Genomic DNA, 20078 nt, shown 5'->3' with positions numbered 1-20078 from the left:
ACAGCTTACCGCTCCTGGTCGAAATGATCCATGCCTGAATAGCTAATTTGTTTTAAAAACAGTCTATTAAGGGCTTTTCAGGGCTGACTATTTATTCAGTCATGTACACTGGCAGATACAAGTCAATGTTCTGCCAGTACAGGGTTATAAAGCGGGTTACAGACAGCGATGCAGTACTTTTGCACTGATTTCCGGTGTCACATCCTGGTGTTCTCCCAGTGCAATCATATTATGCTTCTCCAATGCCTCTATCAGTGCTGGAATATGCTGTTGCTTTATACCGTAGCTGCTTAGACGAGTTGAAACGCCTAACGATTCAAAAAATGCTCTGGTTGCTTCAATCGCCTGATCAATTCGGCCTTCTTCATCACCATCATTAATTTTCCAGACTTCAGAGGCATACTGCAGTAACTTTTCTCTTTTCTGCTCCCGTTTCTCTGCCATCATGGCTGGCAGAATAACTGCCAGAGTCTGACCGTGATCCATGTTGTGCAGAGCGGTCAGTTCGTGACCAATAAAATGTGTTGACCAGTCATGGGGGACACCTGAGCCAATCAGTCCATTCAATGCCATAGTGGCAGACCACATCACATTGGCCCGAACCCGATAGTTTTCAGGATCACTAAGTGCTGCCGGACCATTGTCTGCCAGTGTTCTCAGAATACCCTCTGCGAATCTGTCCTGGAGGTCAGCTCCAACCGGAAAGGTCAGATACTGTTCTACTGTATGAACATAAGCATCTATGATGCCATTGGCTACCTGCCGGGGAGGCAGGGAGTAGGTTGCTGTTGGGTCGAGAATCGCAAACTGAGGAAACAGTCTGCGACCATAGAATGCCAGTTTTTCGTGGGTGTCATAATTAGTCATCACACCATTCGGGTTACTTTCTGAGCCTGTCGCAGGTAAGGTCAGTACAACACCTAATGGCAATGCTGCGCGAATACGGGCACCTTTTGACAGAATATGCAAGGGATCACCGTCAAAGCAGGCTGATGCAGCAATAAATTTTGTGGCGTCGGCTACGGAACCTCCACCAACGGCCAGCAGGAAATCAAAGCCTTCTGCTTTGATCTTCTCAACAGCTTTCATTGCGGTATGAAACCCCGGATTAGGCTCAATACCGCCGAACTCGCCCCATTCATGTTCAGATAACGCCGAGGAGACCTGATCATAGACGCCGTTTTTTCTGATGCTGCCGCCACCATAGATCACCAGCACTTTTTTGTCTTTTGGGATTTCCGAAGCCAGTCTGGCCATTTGTCCTTCCCCGAAAATCAGTCGGGTAGGGTTCTGAAAACTGAAGTTATACATAAAGCAGCCCTTTATCTGTGTACTCTGTATGGCTTTATGGAATAATAATAGCCATCGACAAGCTAATTTTTTTACCGAATTGACAGGCAGACCATGACTGATAAGCGGTTCTGGCTGGTCAGTTTCAGCTGTAAGTGGTAGCTCTTATTTTATCACTCCTCGGCAGAAGGCATAGTTACAGGGATAAAAAGACACAAAAAAACCTTTTGAATCATTGTATTGGGAATCGCTTTGTTGTTGCTTGTTGTTTCTTACCTGACTCAGGTCAGACAACATCCGGGGATGTCTGGTTCGGATAGTTCTGATACTCAGTTATGCACAGATTTGGTCTGCACGGAAAATCGCATTCTGTCAGGCGTATAACTCTTGTCGATCAAAGACAGCACAATGTCAGACGTTAATGGTAAAAATCCAGAAAAGCTTTATTTTTCAAATTTCTAGATAGAGATATATTTATCCACACAATCAGTGAACAATTCTGTGCATAATTCCTTAATAGCCAATATCAGTACTGTAATATCGGGCTTTTCAGGGCTGTGGAGCCAGATTGGTTAATATTTCATCACCTGACATCCGTCCATCAATCCGTCATGCCACTGCCTCATTTTGTTCCGAAAAGTGACATAGGAATGATGTGTTTTTGTCAAAAAATGGATTTAAGGTATATATTAGTTTTTCGCGTTTGCAGCAAATTTTTTAAACTCACCTCTCTGACTCAGAATGAGTCTGACTATGCTGGTAAAAAAGGATGAGGAGCCGAAATGTCCTGGTTGAAGCTGAAAGTTGCCATACCTTTGTTAAGCATTGTGCTTTATATACAGCCGTTATCAGCCGCAAGCCTGAGCGGAAGCCATTTGCTGAATCAATGTCAGTCGTTACTGGAAGGAAGTCAGTCCTTGATGAGTGCTTTTAAATCAGGACAATGCAGCAGTTATATTCTGGGTATTTACGATCTGGTATCTGAACAATGCCCCAGACTGGCTATCAATCGTCAGGAGGTTGTACTTAAGACCCTGAAATATTTGCAAAATGCAGAAGAAAAGGAGCGCCCAGCGGTACTGTTAATTGATCGTTTTTTGTCACGGCAGGCACAATGTCTTCCAGTTGCCAGTCTGAACTGAAGTGTCCGCCACTTATATCGGGTCAGAAAAGAGACTAACCCACTTTAAGCCGTGGTCGTTTTCAGAAGAGTGATTTAATAAACAGGGTTCAGTCTGTCAGACGAACAGACTGATCTGTCTCTTTCTCTTTCTCTTTGACCGGATTCAGAGTAACGTCACCTGCTTTACGACGTTCTTTAATCTGCAAATGAAGGATAGCGGTTAGTCGGCAAATGTTACATTTTTCGTGTAATAAATTCAGATATAGTGTCTTTCGTATGCTGTGAGTACAAAGCCCTGGTTCATGCTAATTTGATACAGCGGGTCGCCGTGTTGTGATCAATATCCCGGCAAGCACAATGAACATATACAATATGGAAACTACCGTTTGAGCTTCTCCTAAAAATATCCAGGCCATCATGCTGGCAAATACAGGTGTCGACATACCAATTGTATTATGAATACTGGGACTGATGGTTTCGGAAGCTTTGTTATTCAGTATGTTCGGGATCAGAGTTGACACAATGGCTAATCCAGCCAGTCCTGCCACGCTGTAAAAGTTCAGATCGTATGTCGATGGCTGGGCAGAAACCAGGGGAGCAAACAGCACAATCCCAATAAAAAAGGTGTGAAGATTAATCTTTTCTAAGCCTGTCACCGACTCTTGCTGGCTCATATGCCATATCATCCAGGAGTACACAGCGCGAACCAGTGCGGCCAGCAACGCCATACTACCTCCAATCAGGATCGAATGCAGTGTATAACCCTGCGCTTCACCTGATTCGCTAAGAAACATCGCCAAACCGATGAATGCCACAATAAAACCTGCGATTTCATTCTTATGAATTTGGTCTTTCGTTATTCCCCGAATCATCAGGGTAAACAACGGAGAAATCGCAATGAGTAAGGCCGCAACGGCTATCGGTGAAAAATAGAAAGAATAAGATGCGGCAATGTAGTACACCGTCATCAGCAAAGGTAATGGGAGGTTAGATAGTTTAAATCGGCCAGATCTGATCGACTGTATCAAAAACAAGCTACCTGATGCCGCCAGGGTAAACCGCCAGAAAATAATCTGATTAATAGAAAGTGTCCCGATCAGTTTAATAAAAACACCGGTTGATGCCCATAATGCAGCGCAGATGAAACTATAGATCATTTTGTCCCCGTCCTTCTGGTAACTGCTTCCTTGCGGTGAGATCGTTCGGACTGTCAATGGGTAGATGTCCGCCCCCTGCAGTGGCCGGACAAGCTCCTATTATTAATAGCCTTACTGGCCTCTGCCTTTATGCGAATCAGGCATCTGGCTTGCAGGTCATTTTATTTTCATTTTTCCCCAAGATTACTTTTAATAGCATCCAGTCTGTCTTTTAACTCTTCACTGCTCTGCATTTCATCCAGTTCCAGCTGATTGTTGCCAGGCATAGATTGAGCTTTATCCAGCGCCTCTTCAAGGCTGGCTATACTCGTTCTGATTTTCTGGTCAGTAATATGATCTATTTTTTCAGCTTTGCCTAAAGCCTCAGCGGCTTGCATGATGATTGCAGGAAGTGTTTCCAGTATAGTGTGTTCGACTGGTTTTTGTTCTAAATCAGCCTGAAGCTCTGCACGATCATTAAGCCATAATTCAAGTTCTTTTATTTCTTCGGAAGAAAGTCCTGCAGCAACATGGGGAGCAACGCGGTCAACCTGAGCATCGAATGACGCAATAACAGTACGCGCCTCTTCTCCAGAGGTCTGATCAGTATAAACGCGCACACAGTTGATTGTTTCACCTTCTATAATAAATTCCATTTTTACCTCATTCGACAATAAGCCATAATCTAAGTGCTGCGTTCATTATAACACCGGAAGTAGCAATCAGTTTCAATATGTGTGCAAGTCAGCTTTTCGTAACCTTTCAGATAAATCTCCTCATAGAGGCATTTAATAGAAATATTACCCAACAGGGTTCTTCTTCAGCCAGGCACACCAGATACTGAACCCTTATGTCAAAAGTAAGCTGCGTCATTGTATCTTACGCGCCAGCCTGGCTCTCAGTTATCAGCAGGGAAAATGCCGTATAGGGCTTTTCAAAACGAAAGTAAACAGAAATACTATTGGTCCATCTGTTTAACTCACTGTGAAAAAGGCTTTTCTATGCGGATTGATCTATCAGCGCTCAGCACCACGAAGATTTACCACCTGATGACTCAGAGTATTATCCCTCGCCCTGTGGCGTGGGTGCTGACGGCGAATGAGGGAACAGGGTTTAATCTGGCGCCTTTTTCCTATTTCAACGCTCTGTGCAGCAACCCGCCGCTGGTTATGCTATCCATCGGTAAAAAACCGGATGGTGACCTGAAAGATACGCGCAATAATATTCTGAACCATCGACAGCTTGTGATCCATATTCCGAATACTGCGCAGGCAGCAGAAGTGACTGAAAGTGCCCGTACGCTGGACTATGGCGAATCTGAACTGGATAACATTCCACACGCTCTTGTGCAGGAAGACGGCTGGCCATTGCCACGTCTTAAGAATGCGCCTATTGCTATGCTGGCAGAGTTTTATGATCTGCATGAACTGGGTCCTGGTAAACAAGCGGTTATTTACTGCGAGATTAAAGAGATTTTTATTCAGGATGAATGCGTGACTACCGGTGAAAACGACCGCATTATCATTGATGCTACAGCCGTTGATGCACTGGCCCGGTTAGGGGGTGGTGAATACGCCGGACTGGGTAAAGTATTCAGAATTGATCGACCGGAATAAAAGTATCAGCCCTTTTGCACAGATCAGCACAAAGGGCCGGTATCAGAATAGCTGACGGTTCTTAGCAGCCTGTGGGGTGCGATTTATAATGGATATGCTCTGCGTTTTATTGCAGATGTTTGATAATACGTTGGGCAAACACTTCCAGTTCAGCTGGATCAGCCATTTCTACCGCATGACTTTTCAGCCCTTTTGCACTGAAAATAGATCCGGGCAGAATATGGAAGTGGAAATGAGGGACGGTCTGGCCAACCACTTTGCCATTATGCTGGAATATAGTGGTGCCCTCTATTTCCATTGCCTTCTCTACAGCTTTGCCTACTTTCTGAACCGTTTTCATGCAGGCCAGCGCTGCGCTTTCTGACAGGTCATAAATCGTGGTGGCGGCTTCCTTAGGGATAACCAGCACATGGCCGTCCATTTGCGGCATGATATCCATAAATGCCAGTGTGTATTCATCTTCGTAAACTCTTATACAGGGAGCATCGCCCCGCAGGATGCTGGCAAAGATATTTCCGTGATCGTAGCTCATAACAGATCCTTAAGTACTTAAAAGTGATTGATCAGTAACCATAGTGGCAAGTAAGTTTTCAAAAAAGTGTGGGCTGGTTAGCCCTTAATGATTAAAGTGAACGTTCCGAATGGGAAGGGTTTTTGGGGCTGGGATTAATTATTTTCTTTTTTTCTATCAGAATACCTGAAATAAATAGTCATTAGTTTTATTTCACAACAAAGTAAAAAGCCCTATTTCAGGCCATTTTTCCGCAACTGCGCGACAGCAGTGTCCCAAAAAATGCCACTACCTGTCTTTTCCCTTTATTTATTAGGTCTTTAACCGATCATAGCAGAACAGGGTCGTGTTAAAAACTGGCATCATGGTTGCAATACTTATAGTAAGTTGTCCGAACTTAAACGGTGCCACCCTGCACGATATACGTAATCGGTGCCGTTTGCTGCCATGTCTCGGGCAACTTGTTTGGGGTTGTTCTGCGCCGTTCACGGGGAGATATGGTTTCCTGTTGGCATCGCACCTGAGGGTGACGGCGCTTTTTTTCTTCGCCTCAAAGCCCTGAATCGCTTGATTGTTAAGCAGAGTATTTCAGCAATAACACCTGTGTGGCAATTCTATTGCCTGATAGATAGCAAACCCTGATTGCTGGAACTGTAAACCCAGACCTTTCTCTGGTGCCCGCAGATGAGATTCATCTGCGGGTTATTTTTTGTCTGCGCCTTTTACCCGATAAAAACAGATGAACACCATAGTTTATTGCGTATGATTCTGTTGCGGTTCAGGACAGAGTCAGCCTGTTTTGCCGATCATCAGAATACTAAGGCTTCACAGACCAGATATATTACGCCGGTCACTCGGTTTTTATTGCCCTTATTTCCCTTCTTTTTCCTTATATGGCTGGCTCACTCCTTGCGATGTACATAAAAAACCGCTATTCCTCAATGGAAACCGCAAGTAAGGATAATGGTATGAGTCAGCATCTGACAGACCCGAAACACCCCCAGGATCAGGCAGAGATCTTATCGGAACAGATCAAAACTTCAGACTGCTGGACCCTGGGTATTGAAATCAGCCCAATTGAGATTCAATCTGGCCGCTGGATGACAATCGAGTGGAAAATCATTCAGCTCTGGCCTGACAGGAGCAGTGCTGAAAAGGATCTTCAGACTAATCCCGATAATCGCTTTATTACCTTTCTTGATTTGCAACTTTATCGGGATGAGCGTACGGCTTATCGTTTTAATCTGAATTCTGTTGTGCCTCATTTGTTTGTGCAATGTGATGAGGATGAAACCGATAATAGTGTTATCCCCAATGAAATTACAGCTGCTCAGGATACTGCCGGAGCCTGGCTGGACGGAGAGCATATCGTGCTGGAATACCCTATGCCTGATGCCATTCAGTGCTGGCTTGAGGCTTATATGGCAGAGCATGGTGAGTTGATTGAACATAAAAAGAAGCGTCGTTATGCCGATCTGGATAAAGAAAAAGACACGGGTCGTGCAAAGCGATAACCCACTGGCATTCAGGCATTGCCATCAGAGGCAGGAGATCTTATGAGTGAAGCATCCTTCTTTTCGCGCTGGTCACAGCGTAAACAGGAGCAAAGCCAGAAATCCGTCCCGGAACAGCCGGTTAGTGAGCGTTCTGTAAATTCTGGCACAGAACCACAAGCCTGTCAGCAGGTAGGTCAACAGGAATCGAATCCTGAAAAATCAGCGGTAATCGCAACACCTGATCTGAATCAGCCAGATCTTCCGACTACAACTGACGTATCAGGGACTGATAAAAGTCTGTCTGATGAGGATATGCCAGACGTTGATAGCCTGGATGGCAATAGTGATGTCAGTGGATTCTTTTCTGATGATGTCAGCGAAGTCCTTAGAAAAAAAGCACTGAAAGCGATGTTTATGACTCCTGAGTTTAATATCAGAGATGGTCTGGAGGACTACGACGACGACTTCAGTGTAATGAAACCACTGACCGAGAAAGTCGCTGCAGGTCTTCGTACCTGGATCGATGAGCAAGAGCCGGAAGAGATGCTGGAAGAGGCATTGAGTAAGCAGCCTGCGCCGGAATCACAGGCAGAGCTGTTACCGGCCGATTCTTCCGATCAGGATGACATTGTGTCAGAAAGAAGCGGTGCAGAAGACGAGGCGGATGAGGCTTCAGGGTCCGACGAAAGTCGGATAAAACACCAGAAAAACAATGCATTGCAGCATGAATTCATATCAGAAAGTACTGATGCTAAGGAAGAAAACACCGGGCTGACCGGGTCTTCGGTCGAGACAAATTGATCCATATTTCAGCGGGTCATTATGCTATAGGACAAAATGACCCTCTTTTGTAAAAGGCTTTAGCCAGCCACAGAACCAGACGGTGTGCCGGTTGTTTTGTTTTCACAAGCATCGGTCTGGCATTTGCTTTTACCTGTACGGCTTTTCTGAAAACCTGAACCTGAAAGCCAGATAATACAGAAGTATAACGAGCGCGATAACGCGCCATCGACCATAAGTCGTAATACAAAGCCGTGCCACCGTTTTTGACAGATCAGTATCTGAAAAGATCAGAACGGATGAGGAAACCCCATGACAGCTCAGTTCAGTGAACAGCAGCTCAAGAATCAATACGCGCGACGTGCAGCGCTGACGACCTGGTCACGCCCGGAAAACCTGGCAGCCCCCGGCATCAGTTATCAGTCAGGTGGTCACCTGCTGATTATTGGTGCGGACGATCTCGCCCGGCTGGCAGCCTCACAGCTCCTGAATCTGTTACAGAACCAGGATGCATCCGGGGTTGCCAGCCTTTCTTTGTTAATCACAGACCCGGTTCAGGATATCAATAACCCGGCACTGGAGCAGGCTTTAACAGCCACGACCGATCTGCCGGTTGCCTATGGCAGTATCAATCATATTAAAGGCTATCTCGGGCAGTTCGAAGTGCTGATTAAAGCGCAGACTCTGACAGATAGTGATGCAGATCAGAACCAGCCATCAGACAGCGATGAGCTGGATAACATTGATCTGACTAATGTCGATCTGGCCGGTGCTCTGATTCATCGTAGTCATTTTGATCTGGTGCTGGATCTTGGCCGTGAAGCCGCCTTGCCGCAGGAACTGTCGCCGCCGGGGTACTTCCATGTTGCCCCGGATCAGGATTCATTGCGGGATGTATTAGCTGATTTGCCCAACTATAACGGTGAGTTCGAAAAACCACTGTATTTCAGAATTAATTCCGATATCTGCGCTCATGCCAGCCGTGGGCAGACGGGGTGTACCCGTTGCCTGGATGTTTGTCCGGCTGATGCTATCAGCAGTATCAACCAGCAGGTCGAAATTGACAGCTATCTGTGTCATGGTGCTGGTAGCTGCTCAACAGCCTGTCCGACAGGCGCTATCAGCTACGCGTTGCCTAAGAGTAGCATGATGGCCGATTATCTGAGCCGCCTGCTACAGAGCTACCGCGAAGCCGGTGGCTCTGATCCGGTGATGGTATTGCACGGTGCAGATACTCAGGTGTCGTTGAATGATGATCAGCAGAATGGTTCCGGCATGGACGCTGGCCTTGCCAGTCAGTTAATACCAGTAGAGCTGGAAGAAGTAGCCAGTATCGGTATGGAGCTATGGCTGCATATGCTGGCCCAGGGTGCCCGCCAGATTGTTCTGCTGACCGATGATAATACACCAGATAGCCTGATTCAGTTATTAGTCAGGGAAAGCCAGCTGGGCAATCAGCTGTTACAGGCTCTGGGCTTCTCTGATAACACCATCTCCCTGATTAAGGGGGCACAACAGCTGACAGAGTCTGTGTTTACAGCGGATGCCGGTGTTCAGGTTCCTGCTGATATTCATACTCCATTCAGCCATAGCTTTGATGAACCGGGTAAACGAGATCGCCTGTTTGCAGCGATCAATCACCTGCATCAGTTTGCGCCGGAAAAACCGGATTATCTGCCTCTGCCTGCCGGTGCGCCTTTTGGTCAGGTCGCCATCGACAGCCAGAACTGCACCATGTGCCTGTCCTGTGCAGCGGTATGCCCTACCGGCAGTATCAGCAGTGATCAGGATTCCCCTGTACTGAATTTCCTTGAAGCGGACTGCGTACAGTGCGGCCTGTGTGAATCTGCCTGTCCGGAAAAAGTGATTACCCGTGAACAGCGTTTTGTATTTACCCCGGCTCTGCGTGACGAGAAGCGTGTTCTGAATAAAGATGAACCGTTCCATTGCATTGATTGCGGCAAGCCTTTCGCCCCGACCAGTACGGTCAACATGATGAAAGAAAAACTGAAAAACCATGCCATGTTCGCAGGCGATGCCATCAAACGCCTGGAGCGTTGTGAGGACTGTCGGGTTAAAGATATCTACCGGGGACTGGCTGCAGATCCTCAGGCTCAGCTGAATCTGTAAGGGGATACATGACTATGACTGCTGAATTCTACCCAGCCCTGACCGAACAGGATCAACTGCGAGCCGATATTTACAGCCTGCTGGCGGCTCTGCTCAGAGCCGTACCCGGCGAAGAGATGATGCAATGGCTGAAAGAACTGGATACCGATGATCAGGATGGTTCTGACATGGGTAAAGCCTGGTTAACGCTGCAGCTAGCAGCCACTCATGCAAGCCAGGAGCAACTGGCAGATGAGTACCAGGATCTCTTTATCGGATTGGGTCGTGGAGAACTGGTGCCTTATGGTTCCTGGTATCTCACTGGCTCACTGATGGAAACCCCACTGGCGATTCTCCGGCAGGATCTGAACCAACTGGGGTTTGAGCGGGCTGAGGATGTGCATGAACCTGAAGACCATGCCGCCGCCCTGTTTGAAGTGATGGCCTATCTGATTGCCAGTGGCAGTAGTGGGGCTACACAGAAAACATTTTATGAACGTCATTTAGGTGGCTGGATTGGTCGCTTTTTCCGTGATCTGCAGATCGCTGATGCCGCTGTGTTCTATAGCAGTGTTGGCACCCTGGGCCGGGCGTTCACTGACTTTGAAACAGACATGCTTGCTGCTGTGCAGGAGCAGGCTCTGTCCGTTTCCTGATAAGAACAGTGATCTCTGAGAAGAGAACACAGCGCGTTACCCCATAATGGGGCAGGTTCGCTTCTGGCCGAGAGAAGTGAGCCTTAGCGGAAATGAGGAGAACATTTGTGACTGACAACAATAAAAAAGACCTGAAGCAGGCGGGGCGCCGTCAGTTTCTGAAAGCGATTACCGCAGGTGGTGCAGTAGCCGGTCTGGCAGCCGTAACAGCCAGCAAAGCTGTTGCTGCAACAGACACTCAGGAATCTGTTCGTCCGGAAACCAATAAGCAGGATGGTTACCGCGAAACAGATCATGTGCGTTCTTACTACGATACTCTGCGTTAATCACCCCGGAGAAAACTGATGAAACTGACGAAAAAGACCAGCTCCGGCGAAAGCGTCGTAGCAGAAAAAGGCAGCAAGGGTCTTGGCCTGAGCCGCCGTGCCTTTCTGAAAAACACTGGTATCACCACAGGTGGTATCGCAGCAGCAGGCTTTATGGGTAATGGCATGATCCGCAAAGCGGAGGCCAAAACCTCGTATAGTAATGCACCAAAAGAAGTTAAACGTACCATCTGCTCCCACTGTTCCGTGGGTTGTGGTGTTTACGCCGAAGTACAAAATGGTGTCTGGACTCACCAGGAACCCGCTTTTGACCACCCGATCAACCGTGGTGCACACTGTGCCAAGGGTGCGGCTCTGCGTGAGCACGGTCATGGCGAACGTCGTCTGAAATACCCAATGAAGCTGGTTAACGGCAAATGGCAGAAACTGAGCTGGGATCAGGCGATCAATGAGATCGGTGATCAGACTCAGCAGATCCGCCAGGAGTCGGGGCCTGACTCTGTTTACTTCCTGGGTTCCGCGAAGCACAGCAACGAGCAGGCCTACCTGTTCCGTAAGTTTGCCGCCCTGTGGGGTACCAACAACGTTGACCACCAGGCTCGTATCTGTCACTCCACTACGGTAGCCGGTGTGGCTAACACCTGGGGTTATGGTGCGATGACCAACTCGTTCAACGACATGCACTTTGCCAAGTCGGTGATTCTGATTGGTTCTAACCCGGCTGAAGCCCACCCGGTTTCCATGCAGCACATTCTGATCGCTAAAGAGCAGAATAAAGCCAAGCTGATCGTGGTTGATCCTCGTTTCACCCGTACGGCGGCAAAAGCCAACGAATATGTACGTATCCGTCCAGGTACTGACGTCGCTTACGTTTGGGGTCTGCTGTGGCACATCTTTGAAAACGGTTGGGAAGATGAGCAGTTTATCAATCAGCGCGTTTATGGCATGGATGAAGTACGTGAAGAAGTGAAGCGCTGGAATCCTGCTGAAGTTGAGAATGTCACGGGTGTTGGCGAAGAGCAGATGCGTAAAGTGGCGAAGATGCTGGCCACTAACCGTCCGGGTTCTATCGTGTGGTGTATGGGTGGGACTCAGCACACTACAGGTAACAACAATACCCGTGCCTACTGCATCCTGATGCTGGCTCTGGGTAACATGGGAACCAGCGGTGGCGGTGCTAACATCTTCCGTGGTCACGATAACGTACAGGGCGCGACCGATCTGGGCGTACTGTCTCACACTCTGCCGGGCTACTACGGTCTGTCTGACGGTGCGTGGAAGCACTGGTGTGGTGTTTGGGGGCTGGACTTTGACTGGGTGAACGCTCGTTTCGATCAGAACAAATACAACGGTAAAGCCCCCCGTAACAACTCCGGTATTCCCGTTTCCCGCTGGGTTGACGGTGTTCTGGAAAATAAGAGCAAGATTGAGCAGAAAGATAATATCCGTGCCATGTTCTATTGGGGGCATGCGGTGAACTCTCAGACCCGTGGTCCTGAGATGAAAACAGCGATGGAAAAAATGGATCTGATGGTCATTGTTGACCCCTATCCAACCCACGCGGCGGTGATGCATGATCGCAAAGATGGTGTTTACCTGCTACCGGCCTGTACCCAGTTTGAAACCTATGGGTCTGTGACCAACTCCAGCCGCTCAATGCAATGGCGTGACAAAGTGGTTGATCCTCTGTTTGAATCGAAAACAGACCACGAAATCATGTACCTGTTTGCGAAGAAATGGGGCATCGCTGATCAGCTGTTCAAAAATATCAAGGTGGAAGGCAACATTCCTTACATCGAAGATATCACCCGTGAATTTAACCGGGGTATGTGGACTATCGGTTACACCGGTCAGAGTCCTGAGCGTCTGAAGCAACACCAACAAAACTGGCACACTTTCGATTTCGATACCCTGAAAGCGGAAGGCGGTCCTGCCGATGGTGATTACTACGGTATGCCCTGGCCATGTTGGGGTGATGCTGAAATGGGGCATCCGGGAACGCCGATTCTGTACGATACCAGCAAGCCTGTGGCTGAAGGTGGTCTGAACTTCCGTGCCCGTTTCGGTGTGGAACGTGATGGCGTTAACCTGCTGGCAGAAGGCTCAGCTCCAGTAGGTAGTGAGATTGGTGATGGTCATCCTGAATTTTCCTCCAAACTGCTGAAACAGCTGGGCTGGTGGAAGGATCTGACCCCAGAAGAGCAGAAAGCGGCTGAAGGAAAAAACTGGAAAACGGACCTGTCCGGCGGTATTCAGCGTGTAGCCATCAAGCACGGTTGTGCACCATTTGGTAATGCTAAGGCCCGTGCTGTGGTCTGGACCTTCCCGGATAAAGTGCCCCTGCACCGTGAGCCGCTGTACACCAATCGTCGTGACCTGTTGAAAGATTACGCGACCTGGAAAGACTCCGAGTCTATGTACCGTCTGCCGACCCTGTATGAATCTATCCAGAAGAAAGATGTGTCAAAAGAATACCCGATTATTCTGACCTCTGGTCGTCTGGTGGAATACGAAGGGGGGGGGGAAGAAACCCGTTCTAATCCATGGCTGGCTGAACTGCAGCAGGAAATGTTTGCTGAGATCAATCCTTATGACGCCAACAACCTGAATGTTCGTGATGGTGCGGATATCTGGCTGGAGGGTGCTGAAGGTGGCCGCATTAAAGTGAAAGCAATGGTAACCCGTCGTGTTGACCGTGGTGTGGTATTTATACCGTTCCACTTCGGTGGCAAGTTCCAGGGTAAAGATCTGACCAGTAAATACCCGCAAGGCAGTGCGCCTTACGTGGTGGGTGAAGCGGCGAATACTGCCACCACTTATGGTTATGACCCTGTGACTCAGATGCAGGAAACCAAAGTAACCCTGTGTAAGGTTACACCGGCTTAAACATTGATGTAGTGCGTCAGGTCTGTCTGATCTGACGTGAATCACCTTTGAGGATTGAACAATGGCTAAAATGAAATTCCTGTGTGACTCAGAGCGCTGCATTGAATGTAACGGCTGTGTCACCGCCTGTAAGAATGCCAATGAGACAGAGTGGGGCATTCAGCGTCGTCGAGTGGTTACTATTGACGATGGTGAACCGAATGAGACCTCCATTTCAGTTGCCTGTATGCACTGTACCGATGCGCCATGTATGGCCGTTTGTCCAACGGACTGTTTCTATCAGACAGATGATGGGATCGTATTGCACGATAAAGATCTGTGTATCGGTTGTGGCTACTGCCTGTTTGCCTGTCCGTTTGGTGCACCTCAGTTCCCTAAACAAGGGGCTTTTGGTGAACGAGGCAAGATGGATAAATGTACTTTCTGCGCTGGTGGTCCAGAAGAAGATCCGGCTAAACAGAAAGCCAAATACGGTGCTAATCGTATCGCGGAGGGCAAACTGCCACTGTGTGCTGAAATGTGTTCCACTAAGGCTCTGTTGGCCGGTGATGCTCAGACTGTATCTGATATCTTCCGCGAGCGTGTGGTTTACCGTGGTCACAAAGACGGTGCCTGGTCTTCTCTGGACAGTGAAAAAGCTGTTCCGGGAGAGATGAGCCAGCAGCAAATGGCTGCTCTGGCAGACGAACTGGCTGTTGATGCAGGAAATATTATTGCTAAGGCATAATTTTTGCTTTGCATGACGACCTCTGGGTCATTTTAACCAGGAAAGCCGGACTGCACCGGCTTTCCTGATATTCAACAGTTCGTTTTCAGGTTTCAATCATGATGATAAAAACAATTCAGCATAACAGCCGTCTGACGGCTGGAGGATGCTTTACTGTTCTACTGCTGGCACTGACCGCCTTTATGTTCGCTTTTTCTGGTGATGTCAGTGCTGCAGATCAGGCCACAGAAAAAGTTCAGGGCAACTTTGCCGGTGCTGATTACTGGCGTTCAGTGTCTGATGGAACTGAAGGATATACCACATCCCAGGGGGCCGAACACGGTCAGCTGATTAATGTGGATGGCGAACGCTGGCGTCATTGGAGAAACAAATGGATCAGTCCGGGTGGCCTGATTGCCATTGGTGGTAGTCTGGGTTTGCTGGTTCTGGTCTATCTGACTCTGGGATGTATGAAGCTGGACAAACCTCGCACCGGACGTCTGGTTCTGCGCTGGGGGCTGTTTGATCGTGCCATGCATTGGTTTGTTGCGATCACCTTCCTGACTCTGGCTTTTTCCGGCTTAAATATTCTGTATGGTAAGCATTTTATCCCAGAGTATTTTGGTTACGATATCTGGAAAAATCTGATCGCGTTATCGAAATTCCTGCACAACTATATCGGCCCGGTATTCTCTGTCGGTCTGTTAGTGATGATTGTGCGCTGGTTCGGACACAACTTCTTTAATATGACTGATCTGAAGTGGTTTATTCAGGGCGGTGGCCTGATTGGGAATAAACACCCCAGTGCAGGTTTTCTGAATGGCGGTGAAAAAGGCTGGTTCTGGGCACTGACCATTCTGGGGCTGGTTGTGGTAGGTAGTGGCCTGGTTCTGGACTTCCCTCTGTTTGGTCAGACCCGTAATGATATGCAGACCGCTAATCTGATTCACGGTGGCGTTTCTCTGTTACTGGTAGCAGTATCTCTGGGACATATCTATATCGGTACCATAGGTTCTGAAGGCGCACTGGAAGGTATGAAGACCGGTTACGTTGATGAAACCTGGGCTAAACAGCATCATGACCTCTGGTATGAAGAGGTTAAAGATCAGATTAAAGAGCCGGCTGGTGAAGAAAAAAGTGCTACAGAGAAAGGCAATACAGGCCGAGCCTGATTCTGAAAGATACAAGTTATACCCCTGAGGGAAAGGAGATCTCTTAAGCGCTGAAAGGACACCGTTAGTCAGGAAAACCTGTCAGATCCTCAAAGCAATCTATCCGGGCGATGCTGAATCACCTGAATAGATAAATCAGAGGAACCTTCCACTGTCAGGTTCTCCGTCATACTGCCATTTGCCCGAATAACAGAGAAGCCTGCGCAGCTTCTCTTATTCGGGCTGTTTTCTTATCTGTAGCTTTTGTTAGCTAATATCCTGAAGACTTGTCTCTGATCATAACGGATAAAAATTATTCTAATGGCAACTGTTTACAACAGGTAATTTTCCTCTCCAGGGGCAAATTTCTTCCAACTGATGTGCCAGCATCAAGAGCTTACCATCGTTCCCTATATCAGCCATAAAGTGCGCACCATGAGGAAGCCCATCATGATCCCAATGTAAAGGAACAGACATAGCAGGCTGACCAGTTATATTGGCGATAGGGGTAAATGGTGTGACATAGAGAGATTTATCGATAGCCATATCCAATGATTTATCATTGACTATTCTTTGGCCAAGGCCTGAAGCTATAATCCCTTTCATTATAAGTTTTTCTATGATGCCAGGGTCAAGCGCATTGCTTTCCAATGGTGGAGTAGCGACCGTTGGAGTAAGAATCACATCAAATTGTTGATGCAAAGCAGACAGGCTTTCACAGGCTCTTTTCCATATATTGAACGACTGTTCTAGTTTTTCCGGTTTGATACCACTGCCTGCAACAGCCATAAATCTTGTGTTTAACTCAATATCAAGCTGATCTTTATCTACTTCAAGTAATTTAGCAATATTTACCACATCCTGATGTGTGTAATGCATTACAATCGCAATAAAAGCCCTCATCAATTCACGACCATCAAAATTCCACTTCGCAGGTAATACTCTATGCCCCAGTTTTTCACAAAGCTGGCCCGCTAATTCGGCCGCTTTAATACATTCAGGGTGAACATGGGTTCCGACAGGTGATTCTGTAATCAATCCTATAGTTAATTGTTGACTACTACACAATGTATGATGCAAATAGCTTCCGCTGACAGGTTTATTTATCTGGTAATGGTTCAGGCAATTTCCTGTTATGCAGTCAAGGTAAGCTGCGCTGTCTCTGACAGAAATCGTTGATACATGACTGACAACAGCCCCACCCCAGGCTTCTGACATATCTTCATATGGATTAATACCTCGCGATGGTTTCAGACCAAAGATACCGCAATATGAAGCGGGTAAACGAATTGATCCACCTCCGTCACTAGAATAAGCCATTGGTACAACACGGCTTGCAACGGCTACTGAGCTGCCCCCGCTGGATCCCCCTGAGTTCTTCTTTTTATTCCAGGGATTCAGAGTATTCCCGAATGCCATGCTTTTGGTTAAAGGTAAAGTACCTAATTCTGACGTTGTCGTTTTCCCAAACGTAATAAGCCCACACTCATTTAACCTGTTGGCCATAGCGCTATTTTCATCAGATACAAACGCTCGCATCGCTTTTGTACCATTAGATAAAGGCATCCCTTTAAACGGAAGCATCAAGTCTTTTACAAGAAAAGGGACACCGCAAAAAATACTATCTTTCGATTGTGTCCCAACAGATGGTATTGATAAATCGTCTGGAAGATATGTTGCGATATTGAGTTGCGTGTGAATCTTATTCAGTCTTGCTCTTGCTTCGGACAATAGCTCTTCAGGAGAAATATCGCCATTACGCACTAATTGCGCCAAACCTAAAGCATCATAATTATCATATTCTAAAAATTTACTCATGTGTCACATCCCTTTTTCACAATTATTTTCTGACATTTTGCTGATGAGTATAAAACGATAACCGTATCAGCCAGCCTGCTTCTCCGATAACCAATAATTCATTCTGCTCTGGTGTTTCTCTTGTTAGCTTTAATTGTAACTGGCTGGTACTGCTCGCAAGACGATTACCATTAAGATACCAGTGTCTGCCCTGATAACCTTCCTCTAATTTCACCGGAACATTAATTGACTCATTTTTAATCAGAAACACCTGCCCTTGTTTAATTCCCTGTAACCGGACATCTCGCTTATCACTGAGATAAGGCAAGCACCGGTCTGACCATGATGGTAGCTGAGTTGCTGTTTTTTTATCTGCAGACAGCCAGGGCGCTAAAAAATCTGGCCATAGCGAAATCTCTGTTTTTTCAATATTTCCCTTAAAACAAGCCCTGTTTACCCGAAGCCCTGTCTTCTGATCCGTTAAAACGGTGCCATCCGGATCATAGAACAGTTGATTCGGATTCAGATCCAGAGTTCTGGGCGTCGTACCCTCGATCGTCTGTGCAATATGAGACTGATCACACTGACGGACAAGGTTCTCTGAACGACCATCAGGCCAGCAAATGATTTGTTGCTGAACACCTTCCGGTTTGTCGATGGCTTTTACTCTGGGGCTGATATCACGAAACAGATTAAATAGTATGGGACCGGCCGTGTTATAACCGGTTCGGCCTTTAGCCATCGGTTGCCCATCCGGACGCCCTGCCCATATGCCTATGGTATAGTCACGGGACACACCCACTGCCCAGGCATCCCTGTGTCCCCAGCTGGTTCCGGTTTTCCAGCCCACTTTACCGGAGAGCCGTCTTGCCGTATCCAGCCCTGTAGATGAAGGCATGCGCACTTCACGCAGGGTATCCCAGGTGATCCAGGCGGCTTGCGGGCTGAGCAGATGCCGCTTATTTAACAGAGCATCGGCCTGATCCAAACTATTCTCACCTTCTTCTGTATTCTGATCTGAATCCTGTTTTAGATCCCCGGGTGATTGATCCTCCATTACAGCGTTCACGTCGGTATCTGACAGAGTAAACTGCAACTCAGAGACTTTACCCTGATTCGCTAAACTGGCGTATAAGCGCACCAGATGCTCCAGTTGAATACCGACACCACCCAGAATCATAGCCGGATTGCCCTCATCCCCTGGTACGCTCAGATCCACGCCGCTGCTGAGTAAACGGTTCATAAAATTGCGGGGGCCATAGGCTTCTATCAGTTGAACAAAAGGCAGGTTCAGGGATAGTTGCAGGGCACGGCTGGCACTGACCGGGCCAGAAAAGTGACGGTTAAAGTTCTCGGGCTGATAGTGCTGACTGACAAATGGTACATCCGCCAGCAGGGAGTGGCTGTGAATCAGAGATTTATCCAGTGACAAGCCATATAAAAAAGGCTTAAGGGCTGATCCCGGTGAGCGGATAGCCTGCACCATATCCACCTGTCCCTGACGTTGTTTCGCCAGAAAATCTGCCGAGCCTGCATAGGCCAGTACCTGATGATTGCGGTTATCAACCACCAGAGCAGCGGCTGATACGGCATTCCCCATCACTGCTACGGCGTGGGCTAAACGGCGCTCAACCTGCTGTTGCAGCTGTTTATCCAGTGTTGAACGATGCACACTGACTTGTGGTGCAAGTTTGTAGAGTCGATAAGCCAGATGAGGGGCAATCAGGGGTGTTTCGACAGGCCGGATGTCGACCGGCTCCTGTTTTGCCCGGCGCACCTTTTGCGCTGACCAGATGCCCTGCTGCTGCAACCGATCCAGTACTTTATTTCTAGCGGTCTCAGCTCGTTGCGGATGCCGATCCGGCCGATAACGGGAGGGTGCCTGGGGTAGTACCGCCAGCAAAGCGGCTTCTGCGGGACGCAGACGATCTGCCGGTTTTCCCAGATAATGAAAACTGGCAGCCTGAACACCTTCCAGTGTGCCACCAAACGGCGCATAGTTCAGATACAGTTCCAGAATCTGTGGTTTACTTAATTGCTGCTCCAGCTGAATCGCCCGAAACATCTGCCGGAGTTTACCGGTCAGCGTACGGGAGTGAGGATCAAGAATGCGTGCAACCTGCATGGTCAGTGTCGAGCCACCTGAGATAATCTGGCCAAACTGGATATATTGTCCCATAGCCCGCAACAGGCTGAATGGGTTGATACCCGGATGCTGGTAGAAAAATTGATCTTCATAAGCCAGCAGAGCCTGGAGATAATCATCGGACACCTGATTAATGGACACCTGATGACGCCAGATACCCTGCTGATCAGCAAAGTAGCGCAGCGGCTGACCGTCACGATCCAGTACCACAGAGGCAGGTTGCCGGTTATTGTCAGGCAGAGGTAACGGCCAGATCTGATCGGCAATGGTAAACAGTAACACTGACAGCAGTGAAACAAATGCCACTCCTGCCAGTGTTTTTTTTACAGCACTCAAAATATCAGGTTTG

16 protein-coding genes are annotated in these 20078 nt (G+C 47.8%); 10 read left to right on the top strand and 6 right to left on the bottom strand.

The annotated features are described in order from the left end of the window. Positions 1–156 precede the first annotated feature (156 nt). Positions 157–1311, bottom strand: a complete 1155-nt coding sequence (locus H4O21_RS18370; RefSeq protein WP_182810345.1) for an iron-containing alcohol dehydrogenase — start codon at positions 1309–1311, stop codon at positions 157–159. A gap of 761 nt (positions 1312–2072) precedes the next feature. On the opposite strand from H4O21_RS18370, the gene H4O21_RS18365 reads away from it, so the two are divergent. Further along, on the top strand, positions 2073–2432 hold the full coding sequence (locus H4O21_RS18365; RefSeq protein ID WP_182810344.1) for a Rap1a/Tai family immunity protein: 360 nt from the start codon (positions 2073–2075) through the stop codon (positions 2430–2432). A 286-nt stretch (positions 2433–2718) separates the two neighbouring features. On the opposite strand, the gene H4O21_RS18360 is transcribed toward H4O21_RS18365, so the two are convergent. After that, a complete protein-coding gene (locus H4O21_RS18360) occupies positions 2719–3570 on the bottom strand; it encodes a DMT family transporter (RefSeq protein ID WP_182810343.1) in 852 nt (283 codons plus the stop codon). Between the two features lie 167 nt (positions 3571–3737). After that, the gene (locus H4O21_RS18355; protein WP_182810342.1) at positions 3738–4205 is read right to left on the bottom strand and encodes a hypothetical protein; all 468 of its coding nucleotides are present in this window, start codon (positions 4203–4205) and stop codon (positions 3738–3740) included. A 345-nt stretch (positions 4206–4550) separates the two neighbouring features. On the opposite strand from H4O21_RS18355, the gene H4O21_RS18350 reads away from it, so the two are divergent. Next, on the top strand, positions 4551–5165 hold the full coding sequence (locus H4O21_RS18350) for a flavin reductase family protein (protein WP_182810341.1): 615 nt from the start codon (positions 4551–4553) through the stop codon (positions 5163–5165). Between the two features lie 106 nt (positions 5166–5271). Here H4O21_RS18350 and H4O21_RS18345 read toward each other — a convergent pair whose 3' ends face one another. Then, a complete protein-coding gene (locus tag H4O21_RS18345; RefSeq protein ID WP_182810340.1) occupies positions 5272–5697 on the bottom strand; it encodes an HIT family protein in 426 nt (141 codons plus the stop codon). A gap of 947 nt (positions 5698–6644) precedes the next feature. Here H4O21_RS18345 and H4O21_RS18340 point away from each other — a divergent pair. The 8 genes from H4O21_RS18340 (at position 6645) to H4O21_RS18305 (ending at position 15807) form a co-directional block, all read left to right on the top strand. Beyond that, entirely contained in the window at positions 6645–7190 is a 546-nt protein-coding gene (locus H4O21_RS18340) for a DUF3305 domain-containing protein (protein WP_182810339.1), read from the top strand. 42 nt (positions 7191–7232) lie between these two features. After that, positions 7233–7973, top strand: a complete 741-nt coding sequence (locus H4O21_RS18335) for a DUF3306 domain-containing protein (protein WP_182810338.1) — start codon at positions 7233–7235, stop codon at positions 7971–7973. A 291-nt stretch (positions 7974–8264) separates the two neighbouring features. Further along, positions 8265–10082 carry a 4Fe-4S dicluster domain-containing protein gene (locus H4O21_RS18330; RefSeq protein WP_182810337.1) on the top strand — a complete coding sequence of 606 codons (1818 nt, stop codon included), beginning with the start codon at positions 8265–8267 and terminating at the stop codon, positions 10080–10082. 8 nt (positions 10083–10090) lie between these two features. Next, on the top strand, positions 10091–10717 hold the full coding sequence (locus H4O21_RS18325) for a TorD/DmsD family molecular chaperone (protein WP_182810336.1): 627 nt from the start codon (positions 10091–10093) through the stop codon (positions 10715–10717). Between the two features lie 107 nt (positions 10718–10824). After that, the gene (locus H4O21_RS18320) at positions 10825–11043 is read left to right on the top strand and encodes a twin-arginine translocation signal domain-containing protein (protein WP_220495729.1); all 219 of its coding nucleotides are present in this window, start codon (positions 10825–10827) and stop codon (positions 11041–11043) included. 18 nt (positions 11044–11061) lie between these two features. Continuing rightward, positions 11062–13929: a formate dehydrogenase subunit alpha gene (locus H4O21_RS18315; RefSeq protein ID WP_182810334.1), complete on the top strand. Its 2868-nt coding sequence runs from the start codon at positions 11062–11064 to the stop codon at positions 13927–13929. 61 nt (positions 13930–13990) lie between these two features. Further along, positions 13991–14656 (top strand): formate dehydrogenase FDH3 subunit beta, encoded by a 666-nt coding sequence (gene fdh3B / locus H4O21_RS18310; RefSeq protein WP_182810333.1) that lies wholly within the window; start codon positions 13991–13993, stop codon positions 14654–14656. A gap of 98 nt (positions 14657–14754) precedes the next feature. After that, a complete protein-coding gene (locus tag H4O21_RS18305; protein WP_255487367.1) occupies positions 14755–15807 on the top strand; it encodes a formate dehydrogenase subunit gamma in 1053 nt (350 codons plus the stop codon). A 297-nt stretch (positions 15808–16104) separates the two neighbouring features. On the opposite strand, the gene H4O21_RS18300 is transcribed toward H4O21_RS18305, so the two are convergent. Both H4O21_RS18300 and pbpC read right to left on the bottom strand, forming a co-directional pair. Continuing rightward, a complete protein-coding gene (locus tag H4O21_RS18300) occupies positions 16105–17604 on the bottom strand; it encodes an amidase (RefSeq protein WP_182810332.1) in 1500 nt (499 codons plus the stop codon). A gap of 22 nt (positions 17605–17626) precedes the next feature. Further along, positions 17627–20065, bottom strand: coding sequence for a penicillin-binding protein 1C (gene pbpC, locus H4O21_RS18295; RefSeq protein ID WP_182810331.1), 2439 nt, complete (start codon positions 20063–20065; stop codon positions 17627–17629). Positions 20066–20078 lie beyond the last annotated feature (13 nt).

Origin of the sequence: Oceanospirillum sediminis, from assembly GCF_014164585.1 — a bacterium.
Taxonomy (GTDB): Bacteria; Pseudomonadota; Gammaproteobacteria; order Pseudomonadales; family Halomonadaceae; genus Oceanospirillum; species Oceanospirillum sediminis.
The sequence above is the reverse complement of the archived record's forward strand: the minus strand, read 5'-3'. Positions and strand labels throughout refer to the sequence as shown.

Coding starts and splice junctions, on each gene's coding strand:
- H4O21_RS18370 (WP_182810345.1), bottom strand. CDS start 1,311: ATGTATAACTTCAGTTTTCAGAACCCTACCCGACTGATTTTCGGGGAA.
- H4O21_RS18365 (WP_182810344.1), top strand. CDS start 2,073: ATGTCCTGGTTGAAGCTGAAAGTTGCCATACCTTTGTTAAGCATTGTG.
- H4O21_RS18360 (WP_182810343.1), bottom strand. CDS start 3,570: ATGATCTATAGTTTCATCTGCGCTGCATTATGGGCATCAACCGGTGTT.
- H4O21_RS18355 (WP_182810342.1), bottom strand. CDS start 4,205: ATGGAATTTATTATAGAAGGTGAAACAATCAACTGTGTGCGCGTTTAT.
- H4O21_RS18350 (WP_182810341.1), top strand. CDS start 4,551: ATGCGGATTGATCTATCAGCGCTCAGCACCACGAAGATTTACCACCTG.
- H4O21_RS18345 (WP_182810340.1), bottom strand. CDS start 5,697: ATGAGCTACGATCACGGAAATATCTTTGCCAGCATCCTGCGGGGCGAT.
- H4O21_RS18340 (WP_182810339.1), top strand. CDS start 6,645: ATGAGTCAGCATCTGACAGACCCGAAACACCCCCAGGATCAGGCAGAG.
- H4O21_RS18335 (WP_182810338.1), top strand. CDS start 7,233: ATGAGTGAAGCATCCTTCTTTTCGCGCTGGTCACAGCGTAAACAGGAG.
- H4O21_RS18330 (WP_182810337.1), top strand. CDS start 8,265: ATGACAGCTCAGTTCAGTGAACAGCAGCTCAAGAATCAATACGCGCGA.
- H4O21_RS18325 (WP_182810336.1), top strand. CDS start 10,091: ATGACTATGACTGCTGAATTCTACCCAGCCCTGACCGAACAGGATCAA.
- H4O21_RS18315 (WP_182810334.1), top strand. CDS start 11,062: ATGAAACTGACGAAAAAGACCAGCTCCGGCGAAAGCGTCGTAGCAGAA.
- fdh3B (WP_182810333.1), top strand. CDS start 13,991: ATGGCTAAAATGAAATTCCTGTGTGACTCAGAGCGCTGCATTGAATGT.
- H4O21_RS18305 (WP_255487367.1), top strand. CDS start 14,755: ATGATGATAAAAACAATTCAGCATAACAGCCGTCTGACGGCTGGAGGA.
- H4O21_RS18300 (WP_182810332.1), bottom strand. CDS start 17,604: ATGAGTAAATTTTTAGAATATGATAATTATGATGCTTTAGGTTTGGCG.